This is a genomic window from Pseudomonas sp. YQ_6 (genome assembly GCF_043103245.1).
Classification (GTDB): Bacteria; Pseudomonadota; Gammaproteobacteria; order Pseudomonadales; family Pseudomonadaceae; genus Aquipseudomonas; species Aquipseudomonas alloputida.
Window position 1 is genome coordinate 17,524 of sequence record NZ_JBICJR010000072.1, and the last position, 12,024, is coordinate 29,547.

The 12,024-nt window shown below is 62.9% G+C and carries 13 protein-coding genes; 9 read left to right on the top strand and 4 right to left on the bottom strand.

The window, feature by feature from the left end; translation table 11 throughout:
* The first annotated feature begins 29 nt into the window (after positions 1-29).
* Positions 30-1,049 (top strand): Glu/Leu/Phe/Val dehydrogenase dimerization domain-containing protein, encoded by a 1,020-nt coding sequence (locus ACF8FG_RS25200; RefSeq protein WP_010955279.1) that lies wholly within the window; start codon positions 30-32, stop codon positions 1,047-1,049.
* Positions 1,050-1,104: 55 nt separating this feature from the next.
* On the opposite strand, the gene ACF8FG_RS25205 is transcribed toward ACF8FG_RS25200, so the two are convergent.
* Positions 1,105-1,368 (bottom strand): YebG family protein, encoded by a 264-nt coding sequence (locus ACF8FG_RS25205; RefSeq protein ID WP_014592333.1) that lies wholly within the window; start codon positions 1,366-1,368, stop codon positions 1,105-1,107.
* Positions 1,369-2,014: 646 nt separating this feature from the next.
* Between ACF8FG_RS25205 and ACF8FG_RS25210 the strand changes: the two genes are divergently transcribed.
* A complete protein-coding gene (locus tag ACF8FG_RS25210; protein WP_003251685.1) occupies positions 2,015-2,485 on the top strand; it encodes a phosphate-starvation-inducible protein PsiE in 471 nt (156 codons plus the stop codon).
* Between the two features lie 3 nt (positions 2,486-2,488).
* On the opposite strand, the gene ACF8FG_RS25215 is transcribed toward ACF8FG_RS25210, so the two are convergent.
* The gene (locus ACF8FG_RS25215) at positions 2,489-2,779 is read right to left on the bottom strand and encodes a DUF3509 domain-containing protein (RefSeq protein WP_119713304.1); all 291 of its coding nucleotides are present in this window, start codon (positions 2,777-2,779) and stop codon (positions 2,489-2,491) included.
* A gap of 121 nt (positions 2,780-2,900) precedes the next feature.
* Entirely contained in the window at positions 2,901-3,248 is a 348-nt protein-coding gene (locus ACF8FG_RS25220; protein WP_014592331.1) for an HPF/RaiA family ribosome-associated protein, read from the bottom strand.
* Between the two features lie 256 nt (positions 3,249-3,504).
* On the opposite strand from ACF8FG_RS25220, the gene ACF8FG_RS25225 reads away from it, so the two are divergent.
* From ACF8FG_RS25225 to ACF8FG_RS25250, 6 genes are all read left to right on the top strand, one after another.
* A complete protein-coding gene (locus ACF8FG_RS25225) occupies positions 3,505-3,810 on the top strand; it encodes a DUF3649 domain-containing protein (RefSeq protein WP_070384340.1) in 306 nt (101 codons plus the stop codon).
* Complete coding sequence (locus tag ACF8FG_RS25230) at positions 3,807-5,384, top strand: PepSY domain-containing protein (protein ID WP_019437549.1); 1,578 nt, start codon at positions 3,807-3,809, stop codon at positions 5,382-5,384. The genes ACF8FG_RS25225 and ACF8FG_RS25230 overlap by 4 nt, the downstream gene beginning before the upstream one ends.
* Positions 5,384-5,710, top strand: coding sequence for a DUF3325 domain-containing protein (locus ACF8FG_RS25235; protein WP_014592328.1), 327 nt, complete (start codon positions 5,384-5,386; stop codon positions 5,708-5,710). Before ACF8FG_RS25230 ends, ACF8FG_RS25235 begins: the two co-directional genes overlap by 1 nt.
* 5 nt (positions 5,711-5,715) lie before the next feature.
* The gene (locus ACF8FG_RS25240) at positions 5,716-6,291 is read left to right on the top strand and encodes an RNA polymerase sigma factor (RefSeq protein ID WP_076402252.1); all 576 of its coding nucleotides are present in this window, start codon (positions 5,716-5,718) and stop codon (positions 6,289-6,291) included.
* On the top strand, positions 6,288-7,268 hold the full coding sequence (locus ACF8FG_RS25245; RefSeq protein WP_318077624.1) for a FecR domain-containing protein: 981 nt from the start codon (positions 6,288-6,290) through the stop codon (positions 7,266-7,268). The genes ACF8FG_RS25240 and ACF8FG_RS25245 overlap by 4 nt, the downstream gene beginning before the upstream one ends.
* A 297-nt stretch (positions 7,269-7,565) precedes the next feature.
* Positions 7,566-9,956: a TonB-dependent receptor gene (locus ACF8FG_RS25250; RefSeq protein WP_318077623.1), complete on the top strand. Its 2,391-nt coding sequence runs from the start codon at positions 7,566-7,568 to the stop codon at positions 9,954-9,956.
* A gap of 29 nt (positions 9,957-9,985) precedes the next feature.
* Here ACF8FG_RS25250 and ACF8FG_RS25255 read toward each other — a convergent pair whose 3' ends face one another.
* On the bottom strand, positions 9,986-10,861 hold the full coding sequence (locus ACF8FG_RS25255) for a helix-turn-helix domain-containing protein (protein WP_019437545.1): 876 nt from the start codon (positions 10,859-10,861) through the stop codon (positions 9,986-9,988).
* 185 nt (positions 10,862-11,046) lie between these two features.
* Between ACF8FG_RS25255 and ACF8FG_RS25260 the strand changes: the two genes are divergently transcribed.
* A complete protein-coding gene (locus ACF8FG_RS25260; protein WP_318077621.1) occupies positions 11,047-11,949 on the top strand; it encodes an EamA family transporter in 903 nt (300 codons plus the stop codon).
* The last annotated feature ends 75 nt before the right edge of the window (positions 11,950-12,024 follow it).

The window sequence follows — 12,024 nt, forward strand, 5'->3', positions numbered from 1 at the left end:
GAAGGAGCACCTCGCAGGGGAGCCGGTCGATGTTCGCGCTGATGCAAAGCACCCGTACCCAGTCACTGCACCTGTTCAATGACCCGCCTACGGGCCTGAAAGCCGTTGTGGCAATCCACAGTGAGCATTTGGGCCCGGCCATGGGGGGGTGCCGCTACCTGCCGTACGCCGATGACGAAAGCGCCATGACTGACGCGATTCGCCTGGCCCAGGGCATGAGCTACAAGGCAGCACTGGCCGGCTTGCCGATGGGAGGTGGCAAAGCGGTGATCATGCGCAACCCGCATGTGGAAAACCGCGCCGCGCTGTTCGAGGCCTTTGGCCGCTTCATCGATACCTTGCATGGGCGCTTCATTATCGCCGTGGACAGTGGCACCTCTACCTTGGACATGGACTGCATTGCCCACAGCACGCCCTACGTGACCAGCACCACTGCGTCGGGCGACCCATCGCCACATGCGGCGATGGGGGTGTTCGCGGGCATACGTGCCACAACCTCGTTCCGGCTGGGCAGCGATGACCTGAGAGGCTTGCGGGTAGCGGTGCAGGGATTGGGCAATGTCGGTTATGCACTGGCGGAGCAATTGCATGCGGTGGGCGCGGAGCTGCTGGTCAGCGACCTGGATCCGGGGCGTGTGCGACTGGCGATGGAGCAGTTCGATGCCAAACCGGTGACCAACGATGCGTTGATCAGTACCCCTTGCGATATCTTTGCACCCTGCGGCGTGGGCCCGGTACTGAACGGGCAGAGCGTGATGCAACTGCGTTGTGCGGCAGTCGCGGGGGCGGCCAACAACCAGCTGACCACCTTGCAGGTGGCGGACCAGCTGGAGTCGCGCGGTATATTGTATGCACCTGACTACGTGATCAATGCCGGTGGGCTGATCTATGTAGCACTCACCCACCGTGGCGAAGACCAGCGCACCATTACTGCGCACCTGGCGCGGATCCCTTCACGGCTGACCGAAGTGTTTGGCCATGCGCAGGCGGAGAAGCGTTCGCCGGCAAGGGTGGCGCAGATGTTGGCGGAGCGGTTGTTGTATGGCTGAAGGTTGATGATGGGGTGGGCCACTTCGCGGGTGAACCCGCACACCTCCAGCGATATCACTCGGCAGCAGTACCCTCAAGCAGTTCGGCCAACGCATCCGGCTGGTTTTTGAACGCCCGGGCGAACACATCGCGGTTCTTCGCCATGTAGATACCGGCTTCCTCGACCTGTTGCTCGCTCAGCGACGGCACCGCCTTGTGCAGCACTTCGGCCAGGCGCTCGGCCAGTTCGAGCATCTTGTCGTGACGGTCTGCTTCGGCCTTATCCATGAACAAGCGCTCCGGGTCGCGGCTGCTGCGGTACACCACTTCGACGGCCATTCATCACCTCTATGCCTTTTTGCTGGTTGCGTTGCGATTTACTGTATCTATATACAGTAATGGCAATGCCGGTTGGTTCGCAAGCAGAAATTGTAGCGTGGCATAGACCGAGCGCTGCGGGTGCGCCTTTGCCAGGAACCATTTTCTAGAAACGGATGTAGGAACGGGCTTGCCCGGGAATGGGGTGGCGGCTGCGACGGTGAATGACCGGGAGATATTGGCCGGCAGGTCCGGCCTATTCGCGGGTGAACCCGCTCCTACAACGGGTTTGAGCTGCGCCCCGGATGTTGGACATAAAATCCAACATCCGGGGCGCAGCTCAGTTTTTGGCGACACCACCGATTGACGAATGCGGTGGCGGGTTCGACGGTGAATGACCGCGGGATATTGGTCGGCAGGTCCGGCCCTTTCGTCACATTAACCAGCCTTAGTGCGAAGTCCTGGGCTCAGCGGGCATCTGCACCTGAACCAGTGCCGACTCAAGCAGAGCCCGCAGCGCCTCCAGTTCATGCATCGTGCCACGCCTCAAGGTGCCTTGCGGCAATCGGTCGCCTTCCAAGACAGGGGCTTGGCCCTTTAACTGCATGGCACAAGCGTCACATCAGCGACGCATCATCCTTAAAGACGTATCGGGGAATGGAACATCGTGAACATCAAATGGGCAGAAAAACTGCGCAAGGGCCTGCACGGCTCGGCCGACTCGCTGGGCAACCTGTGCGTCGAGGCGTTCCATTACCTGGCGCTGTTCGGCATTGGCGCCATCACCGCCTACGCGGCAGTGGTGACGTTCCTGGACATGCTGGGCAAGGGCGGGATCAGTGTCGATGACATCCTGCTGTTGTTCATCTACCTGGAGCTGGGGGCGATGGTGGGGATCTACTTCAAGACCAACCACATGCCGATCCGCTTCCTGCTGTACGTGGCAATCACCGCACTCACTCGCCTGCTGATCGGCGATGTTTCGCACCACAAGGCACCGGATGAAGGGCTGCTGTACCTGTGCGGCGGCATCCTGCTGCTGGCGTTCTCGATCCTGGTGGTGCGCTACGCGTCGTACCGCTACCCCTCGACCAAGGTGCTGGACGCCAACGGCAAGGCAGTGGAGGAGGGCAAGTAGCCCTCAGTTGGCAACGAAATGGCGCGGCTCGTGGCGGGCGTCACGGGTCAGCGCGGCCAGCACTTGCAGGGGGTTCTGGCTGAGTTCGATCGCAAGACCCAGGCGGATGCTGTCGATCACCCGCTGCAGGCGCACCGGGTCGTTGCGCTGGGCCTGTGTGATGAGGCGCTTGGCGACCACGCCAGCGTCGTCGGACAGGGTCAGCATGATGCTGCCGTCGAGGTTGGCAATGCTCAGGTTCACCCGGTATTCGGGGGCGAATGCAGCACTGATTCGTTCGAATGGGTTGTTCATGGTCTTACTTCTGCGTTAAGGGAATGCAGAGGTTGACCGGGACGTTCGCACGTTGGTTCAGCGCCATTGATCGGCACAAACGAAAACGCCCGGCTCAAGGCCGGGCGTTTTGCATTGCCGATCAGGCGTCCGGGTCACTCAGTTCCAAGGCGCCGCGCTTGCTGCGCAGCTTGCCGTAGAAGTGTTCCAGCGCGTGATTGAGCTTGGTGGCGGCACCGTCGACTGCCTGGTCCAGCGAACTGGCGGTGTGGGTCACGGAAATCGGTTGGTGGCCTTTCGGGCGAGCCTCCATCTGGCAGCGTTTGTCATGCGGTCCGGGCTTGACGCCGTTCTCGTCGCGCAGGTGAACCTCGATGCGGGTGAGGTCTTCTTCGTAACGTTCCAGCGAGTTCTGCAGTGTGCTGCGGACCCACTGGTCGAGCCGGGCGTTACCGTCGAAATCGTTGCTGCTGTTGACCTGGATTTGCATGATTCAATCCTTATTCAGCTTGCTCGCATGGAGACGCGCCTAGGCCCTTGAGACCCTTGGAATTTCTGCGCCTCTTGACTCTAAGGTCAGGCAACTGCGGAATGAATTCAAGCCCTTTTTGAAAATAAATTTCTTGTTGCAGATTGGCTGACTGCGGCATGCCGCTCCGTCGGCCAATCGGCTGGCGGGTTCTGGGCTTTGCTTATGAGAATTGAAATCATTATTATTGCAGCCTTTAAAACGCCCGGACCCCGCCATGACGCGCAAAACCGCCGGCCTTCCCCTCAGCTATCGCCTGGCCGTGACATCCCGTAGCCTGGCCGCGCTGTTGGGCGGCTACTTGCTGGCGTCGATGGCCAGCGTCTGTATTGCCTTGCTGGCGCCACTGCCCAAGGTCGATGCCACGCTCACCGGCCTGCTGATGTCGTTCGTCTTCTACCTGCTGGCGTTCATCTGGTGTTTCGCCTGCCGCAGCGCCTGGCGTGCCTGGTTGGGCGTATTGGCGCCAAGCCTGCTGCTGGGCGTGATCAGCGGCGTTGCCTACTGGATGAAAAACCCATGAAAGAAGGCTTCCGCCAGGCCATGGCCTGGCTGCACACCTGGACCGGCCTGATCTTCGGCTGGCTGTTGTTCGCCATCTTCCTTACCGGCACGCTGTCGTACTTCAAGGAAGAAATCACTCATTGGTCGCAACCTGAAGTGCGCAGCCATGCCCTGGACCCGATCAATAGCCTTGCTGTCGCTCAACGTTACCTGCAGGACAATGCAGGGCATTCGAGTACCTGGTTCATTCGCATGCCGAACGAGCGGGAGGCCGCCTTGAGTGTGGGCTACCGCGACCCCAGTGGCGGCCCGCGTGGCTTCGTCAGGAAAACCCTCGATACCCAGACCGGCCAGCCGGTGGAAGCACGTGACAGCCGCGGTGGTGAGTTCTTCTACCGCTTTCACTTCCAGCTTCAGATGCCTTACCCGGTTGGCCGTTGGCTCTCGACGTTCTGCGCTTTCATCATGCTGCTGGGGTTGGTCACCGGCATCATTACCCACAAGAAGATCTTCAAGGAGTTCTTCACCTTCCGCCCTGGCAAGGGGCAGCGTTCCTGGTTGGACGGGCACAACGCCATCGGCGTGCTGGTGCTGCCGTTTCACCTGATGATCAGCTACAGCAGCCTGGTGCTATTCATGTACATGGTGATGCCGGCGGGCATCATGGCCAGCTACGGCAACGATACCGGCAAGTACTTCAACGACCTGTTTGGCCGCAACGATGCGCCCAAGGCGGCCCAGGTGGCCACGCCGCTGGTAGCGCTGCCGAACCTGTATGCCAAGGTGCAGGAGTTGCAGCCGGGGGCACGTGTCGGCAACATCCAGGTGCAGAACCCGGGCGACAGCAATGCCCGCGTCACCTTCACCCAATCGGCAGCCGACCACGTGGCTTATCGGCGCAGTGCCAACTGGACATTCGATGGGGCCAGTGGTGCGCTGTTGGGCCAGGGCAAGCCAGAGAGCGGGGTAATGATGACCGCCTTCAGTTTTGCCGGCCTGCACATGGGTAACTTTGCCGGGCCTTGGCTGCGCTGGCTGTACTTCTTCTTTGGCGTGGCCGGTACTGCGGTGATTGGTACCGGGTTGGTGATGTGGTTGGGCAAGCGCCAGCTCAAGCACGCCAAAAACGGACATATGCCAGGTGAGCTGCGCCTGGTCGAAGTGCTCAATATTGCCAGCATGAGTGGCTTGTTGCTGGCGGTGGCGGGCTTCTTCTGGGCCAACCGCCTGGTGCCCTTGGCTGTCGAAGGCCGGGCCGACTGGGAGGTCAGTGCTTTCTTCATCGCCTGGGGCCTGTCGCTGGTGCACGCCGTGCTGCGTAGCGGGCGCAAGGCCTGGGGCGAGCAACTCGCGCTGGGGGCGCTGGCCTTCGCCCTGCTGCCGTTGCTCAATGGCCTGACGACTGGCAGGGGCTTGAACCATTCGGTACCGGAGGGCGACTGGGCCATGGCCGGCTTCGACCTGACAGCCCTGGGGACCGGCCTGTTTCTGGCCTGGCTGGCCCGCAAGATGCTGGCCAGCCCCACGCCCGTAGCCAAGCGCGCCGCGCGTGCGACAAAAAAGCCGAGCGTTGAAACGGTGGGGGCGAGCTGATGCTGGGTAATGCACTGATCGCCTTTGCAGGCTTCGTTGCCCTGTGCCTGGCGATGGAAAAGCACTTCAGCGACTTGCTCGGGCGCAAGCCGCGCCCGCGCCACTTGCACCTGTTGCGTGTCGCAGGTTGGCTGCTGCTGATACTGTCGCTGGTGCTCAGCGTGCACCAGCGTGGCTGGGCCCTCGGCCTGGTGGAGTGGACCGCGGTGATGATGGCCGGGGTAACACTGTGGGTGTTCGGCCTGCCGTACCAGCCTCGTCTGCTGCTGGGCCTGGCCGCCGCCAGCGTGGTGCTGGGCCCGATGCTCGCCGTGTTTGCCGTGTGACCCCCGTGAGCGAGCCAGGGGATATCATCGAGCCTCACGCTGACAGCGCAGGCGCACGTGCACGTTTCGTCCAGGTGTTCCAGGCCCAGCGTGCGCGTATGGAGGCGCTGGTGAATCGTCGAGTCGGCTGCCGCGCCACCGCTTCGGACCTGGTCCAGGAGTTGTTCCTGCGTTTCTGGCGTCGCCCCGAGGTCAAGGTCGAGGCGCTGGACACATACCTGCTGCGTTGCGCGGGCAACCTGGCCATAGACCACCTGCGCAGCGAAAGTAGCCGCGAACGCGTGGCCGAAGCCGCTGTGCCGGTGAGCGAGGCGAGCCTGGCCCAGGCCCCTGAACAGGCCGTGGAGGTCGACCACGACTTGCAGCGTATCGAGGCCACCTTGCGTGCCTTGCCCGAGCGCACCCGGCAGATCTTCCTGCTCAACCGCATTCACGGCTGCAAGTACAGCGAGATCGCCAAAGCCATGCAGCTGTCACAGAGCGCCGTGGAAAAGCATATGATGCGCGCCCTTGAAGCGTGCAAGGCGAGTGTTGCCGAGCCCGCGTCCACCCCACGCCGGCCAGGGAGCGCCCGTCGATGAGCCGTTTACCGCCGATCACCGAAGCGCAGTTTCAGGCTGCCCTGCGATGGCTCAACCGGATCAACGAGCAACCCGGGCAAGCCGAAGGGGCGGCATTCAAGCGCTGGTTGCTGGCCGACCCCGCGCACCGGGCAGCTTATGAACAGGCCCAGGTGCTGTGGCAGAAAAGCGCCGCCCCGGCGGCGCGGCTGGCGGACGAGGAACAGGACGCCCTGCAGCGCTACCTCGATGCCATGGCCAGACCACCCGCTCGTGGCGGCTGGCGGCGGGTGGCAGGGCTGGCGTTGGCAGCCTGCCTGGTGCTGGCCGTGGGCGTCGCTGGTGGTTGGCACCCAGGGTACTGGTTGCAGGACCTGCAGGCGGACTACCGCAGTGCCGGGCAGATTCGCCAGGTGACCTTGGCCGACCAGTCACAGGTGACGCTTGATGCAGGTAGCGCCATTGCGGTCGATTTCGCCCAGGGTGAGCGCCGTGTGCGGTTGCTGCATGGCGCGGCGTTCTTCGAGGTTACGCATACCGGTGAGCCGTTCCTGGTGGAAGCTGCCGGCGGCGAAGTGCGGGTGCTTGGCACCCAGTTCGAGGTGCGTGAGCAAAGCGAAGGCGCCCAGGTGACGGTGCGTAGCGGGCGTGTGGGTGTCAGCCCCGCGCAGCGCACTTTGGCGCGAGAACTGACAGCCAACCAGCAGGTGGCCTACAGCGCAGGCAGGGTAGGCGACACCTTGGCTGTGGACAGTGACAACCGCCTGGCCTGGCGCCAGGGGTGGCTGAACTATTACCAGGTGCCGCTGGCGCAGGTGATAGATGACCTTGGGCGTTATTACCCGGGGCGTATCCTGTTGCTCGATGGTGACCTGGGGCAGCGCAAGGTCAGCGGCAGTTTCCCGGTGGCCGAGCCGCTGCTGGCGCTGGATTCGCTGGGCAAGGTGATGGGTTTCTCGCGGCAGACCGTGTTGGGGCGTTTGACGCTGATTCGGTAGTTGCCTGTGCCGGCCTCTTCACGGGTAAACCCGCCCCTACAGCGCCCCCCTGTAGGAGCGGGTTCACCCGCGAAGAGGCCGGCACAGCAAAAATATTCTCAGGCAACAGGTGAAGTAACAGCAGGTGGCCTCCGTGTAATGGTCGCGCGCCCCCCTGTAGGAGCGGGTTTACCCGCGAAGAGGCCGGCACAGCAAAAAATATTTCAGGCAACGGGTGAGGTAACAGCACGTGGCATCCGTGTAATGAGTGAAAGTGCGATTCATTCGCAGTAATCACCCTCTCACAGGTCAGCGTCCATGAAGTTCTCCTCGCGTTGCGTCCCTCTCTGGTTCGGCCTTGCTGCGCTCCCGGCCTTCGCTGTCGCCCCCCTGGCAAGCGCCGCCGAGCAGCTGCAGGCCTATGCCTTCGCCCAGCCGGCCCAACCCTTGGCCCAGGCCCTGAACGCCTTCAGCCGTACCACTGGCCAGAGCGTGGTCTACACCCTGGAGCTGCCGGGCGTGCAAGCGCCAGCGCTGAATGGTCGGTTCAGCGCCGAGCAGGCGCTGCAACAACTGCTGGGCAACGCTGGGCTGGCCTGGCGCCGCGTCGACGCACGTACCCTGACCCTCGAACCTGCAGACACCTCCGGAGCCCTCAGCCTGCAGGCCACCACCGTGACCTCGCAACTGGACGACTACAGCTACCAGCCCCCGGCCAGCGCTTCGATCATGCGCGGGCAGGGCCCGAACCAGGACATCCCCCAGGCGATCAACGTGGTACCGGCCCAGGTCATCCGCGATCAGGCCCCGCGCAACCTTGATGACGCCCTGGCCAACGTCAGCGGCATTACCCAGGGCAACAACTTCGGCGGCACATCCGACACGGTGATGAAACGTGGCTTCGGCGACAACCGCGACGGCTCGATCATGCGCGATGGCATGCCCGTGGTGCAGGGTCGCAACCTCAACGCCAGCACCGAGCGCGTCGAAGTGCTCAAGGGCCCTGCTTCGCTGCTGTACGGTATCCAGGACCCGGGTGGGGTCATCAACGTGGTCAGCAAGCGTCCGCAGTTGCAGCAGTACAACGCCCTGACCGTGCGCGGCTCGACCTATGGCAGCGGCAAGAACGGCAGCGGTGGCGGGCTCGACAGCACGGGCGCACTGGGTGACAGCAACTTCGCCTACCGCCTGGTCGTCGACCACGAAGACGAGGACTACTGGCGCAACTACGGCGTGCACCGCGAATCGCTGGTGGCGCCGTCGCTGGCCTGGCTGGGCGAAGACACCCAGGTGGTGCTGGCCTACGAGCATCGTGAATTTCTCTATCCGTTCGACCGTGGCACCGCGTTCGGCAACAACGGCCACCCGCTGAACATCCCTGCCACGCGCCGCCTAGACGAGCCGTTCAACGACATGGAAGGGCGCTCCGACCTGTATCGCCTGGAAGTCGACCATCAGCTGGCCGATGACTGGAAGCTGCACTTCGGCTACAGCTTCAATCGTGAGACCTACGATGCCAGCCAGGTTCGCGTGACCGGCGTCAACGAAACCCAAGGCACGCTGACACGCAGCATCGACGGCACCCACAACGCCATGAGCCGTGACCAGTTCGTGACCCTGAGTCTCAATGGCAATGTCGAGCTGGCGGGGATGCAGCATGACCTGCTGTTCGGCATCGACCATGAAGACCGCAAGATCTTTCGCGGTGACCTGATTCGCCAGGCACCACAGTCCACGTTCAGTTATCTGGACCCGGTCTACGGACAGGAAGTGGAGGGCACCAACGTGCGAGCCAGCGATAGCGACCAGACCGACAAGCTGCGCACCGATGCGCTGTTCGTGCAGGACGCGCTGCACCTCGATGAGCACTGGATCCTTGTAGCAGGTGCGCGTTTCCAGCAGTACGACCAGTACGCTGGCCGCGGTCGCCCGTTCAAGGCCAATACCGACATCAGTGGCCAGGCTTGGGTGCCCCACGCCGGTATCGTTTACAAAGTCGACGACCAGCTCTCGTTCTATGGCAGCTACAGCGAGTCGTTCAAGCCCAACTCGACCATCGCGCCGCTGACCGGCAATGTCGTGCTCGACTCCTCGGTGGCACCTGAGGAGGGCAAGTCGTGGGAGCTGGGCGCCAAGCTCGACATGCCAGGCCGCATCACAGGCACCCTGGCATTGTTCGATATCACCAAGCGCAATGTACTGGTCTCGAACTTTGACGCCGTCACCCGCGAGACGGTCTACAGCAATGCGGGTGAAGTCAGTTCACGCGGTGTGGAACTCGACGTGACCGGCCAGCTCAGCGAGCGCTGGAGCCTGATCGGCAGCTATGCACTGACCGATGCCAAGGTAACCAAGGACCCTGATCTTCAGGGCAATCGCCTGCAGAACGTGGCCCGGCACAGCGGCTCGCTGTCGGCGGTGTATGACTTTGGCAGCCTGTTTGGGGGTGACCGGCTGCGCTTCGGTGCCGGCGCCCGTTATGTGGGCGAACGTTCGGGTAACGCGACCAACACCTTCGACCTGCCGAGCTATACCGTTGCCGATGCATTTGCCACTTATGAAACCAAACTCGACGAACACAACGTGCGCCTGCAACTGAACGTGAAGAACCTGTTCGACAAGGTGTATTACAGCTCGGCGGTGAACCAGTACTTTGTGGCGATTGGCGATGCGCGGCAGGTAAGTTTGTCGAGCACCTTCGAGTTCTAGGCAAATGGGGCCGCAGAGCGGGCGCGGTTTCAGGTGAAAAAGGCCTTGCGGTATTCGCCAGGTGTGGCCCCCAGGGCTTGGCGAAACCGGTTGCTGAAATGGCTGGCACTGGCAAACCCGCACAACAAGGCAATTTCCCCCAGCGGTAACACGCCCAGCCGCAACAGCTGGCATGCCCGGTGCAGCCGCCGGGCCAGCAGATACTGATGCGGCGGGAGCCCGAAACTGGCGCGGAACATGCGCGCAAAGTGGTATGCGGACAGATTGCAGCGCAGCGCCAGCTCGTCCAGGGTGATGGGCTGGTCCAGGTGTGCCTCGAGGTAGTCGACCAGCTGCCGGCGCAGGTTTGGCGCCAGCCCGCCTTTCAGGCGCAGGCCTTGGCGCAACCCGACCTGGCTGAGCAGCGCATGGTCAACGATCTCGTGCGCCAGGCTGCTGGCCAGCAGGCGCTCGCCGGGCTCGTCCCAGTCCAGCTGGATCAGTTGACGAAAGCGGGCAGCCTGCTGCGGGTCGTCCAGAAAGGTCGCTTCCTGCAGTTGCAGCTCGCGCGGTTCCCGGTCGAGCAGGCGCACACAGCCCAAGGCGAACTGCGCCTCGCTGACATACAGGTGTGCCAGGCGGATCGCGCCATTGACGACCCAGTTCGATTCCTGCCCGGCCGGCATCACGCACAGCTTGTCGGGCGCACCTTTGTCGGCCGGGCGCTGGCGGCGGAAGGTGCCGGTGCCGTCGGCGATGTAGCACGACAGGGTGTGATGGCTAGGCGCCTGGTAGTCGCGCGCATCGTCACGGTTGCTCCACAACGCCGCCGCCAGTCCGTCGCCCAGGTGCGCGCTCAGCTCCAGCCTGGCGTTGGGCGAGGCATGCATGGCGTTGAACACTTGCAACTGGGTGAGTGGCGTCATTGGCGGGTCCTCCTGCCTGCCATCCTACTGCGCCCTGGATCGAGTGACAGCTACCGGCGCAAGAAAAGCGCAAGTTCGTGCAAGCAGACAGAGGCCGATCGAAAGAACACTGGTGATCCCTGTAGGAGCGGGTTTACCCGCGAAGCGCCGGGCACCGATTTCCAAAGGCCCAAGGAACCGCCACCATGAACCTGTCACTCTACCTGCTCACCGTCCTGATCTGGGGCACCACCTGGATCGCCCTGAAACTCCAGCTAGGCGTGGTCGCGATCCCGGTGTCGATCGTCTACCGGTTCGCCCTGGCCGGCCTGATCCTGTTTGCTTTCCTGTTGATTACCCGCCGGCTGCAACCCATGAACCGCCGTGGCCACCAGATCTGCCTGGCCCAGGGCCTGTGCCTGTTCTGCGTCAACTTCATCTGCTTCCTCAGCGCCAGCCAGTGGATCGCCAGCGGCCTGATCGCGGTGGTGTTCTCCACCGCGACACTGTGGAACGCGCTTAACGCTCGCATTTTCTTCGGCCAGAAAATCGCCAGCAATGTGCTTGGCGGTGGTGCCTTGGGCTTGCTTGGCCTGGGCCTGCTGTTCTGGCCGGAGCTGTCGCATCACGCAGCCAGCCGCGAAACCCTGTACGGCCTTGGTTTAGCCCTGTTCGGCACGCTGTGCTTCTCGGCCGGCAACATGCTGTCGAGCATGCAGCAGAAGGCCGGGCTCAAGCCGATGACGACCAATGCCTGGGGCATGGTCTATGGGGCGGTGATGCTGGCGGTGTTCTGTGTGGTCAGCGGCGTGCCGTTCAGCATGGAGTGGAATGCGCGCTATATCGGTTCGCTGCTGTACCTGGTGGTGCCGGGGTCGGTGATTGCCTTTACTGCCTACCTGACCTTGGTCGGGCGCATGGGCCCGGAGCGGGCAGCTTACTGCACGGTGTTGTTCCCGTTGGTGGCGTTGAATGTGTCGGCGGTGGCTGAGGGTTACCAATGGACGGCGCCGGCCTTGCTCGGCTTGGTGGCTGTGATGGCGGGGAATGTGCTGGTGTTTCGCAAGCCCCGGGCCAGGGTGGCTGAGGGTGTTGTGGTCGCCAAATAGTGATGCTTGCCTGGGCCGGCCCTTTCGCGGGTAAACCCGCTCCTACAGGGCAGTGCACACCCTTTGTAGGAGCGG

Coding starts and splice junctions, on each gene's coding strand:
- ACF8FG_RS25200 (WP_010955279.1), top strand. CDS start 30: ATGTTCGCGCTGATGCAAAGCACCCGTACCCAGTCACTGCACCTGTTC.
- ACF8FG_RS25205 (WP_014592333.1), bottom strand. CDS start 1,368: ATGGCCGTCGAAGTGGTGTACCGCAGCAGCCGCGACCCGGAGCGCTTG.
- ACF8FG_RS25215 (WP_119713304.1), bottom strand. CDS start 2,779: ATGAACAACCCATTCGAACGAATCAGTGCTGCATTCGCCCCCGAATAC.
- ACF8FG_RS25220 (WP_014592331.1), bottom strand. CDS start 3,248: ATGCAAATCCAGGTCAACAGCAGCAACGATTTCGACGGTAACGCCCGG.
- ACF8FG_RS25225 (WP_070384340.1), top strand. CDS start 3,505: ATGACGCGCAAAACCGCCGGCCTTCCCCTCAGCTATCGCCTGGCCGTG.
- ACF8FG_RS25230 (WP_019437549.1), top strand. CDS start 3,807: ATGAAAGAAGGCTTCCGCCAGGCCATGGCCTGGCTGCACACCTGGACC.
- ACF8FG_RS25235 (WP_014592328.1), top strand. CDS start 5,384: ATGCTGGGTAATGCACTGATCGCCTTTGCAGGCTTCGTTGCCCTGTGC.
- ACF8FG_RS25245 (WP_318077624.1), top strand. CDS start 6,288: ATGAGCCGTTTACCGCCGATCACCGAAGCGCAGTTTCAGGCTGCCCTG.
- ACF8FG_RS25250 (WP_318077623.1), top strand. CDS start 7,566: ATGAAGTTCTCCTCGCGTTGCGTCCCTCTCTGGTTCGGCCTTGCTGCG.
- ACF8FG_RS25255 (WP_019437545.1), bottom strand. CDS start 10,861: ATGACGCCACTCACCCAGTTGCAAGTGTTCAACGCCATGCATGCCTCG.
- ACF8FG_RS25260 (WP_318077621.1), top strand. CDS start 11,047: ATGAACCTGTCACTCTACCTGCTCACCGTCCTGATCTGGGGCACCACC.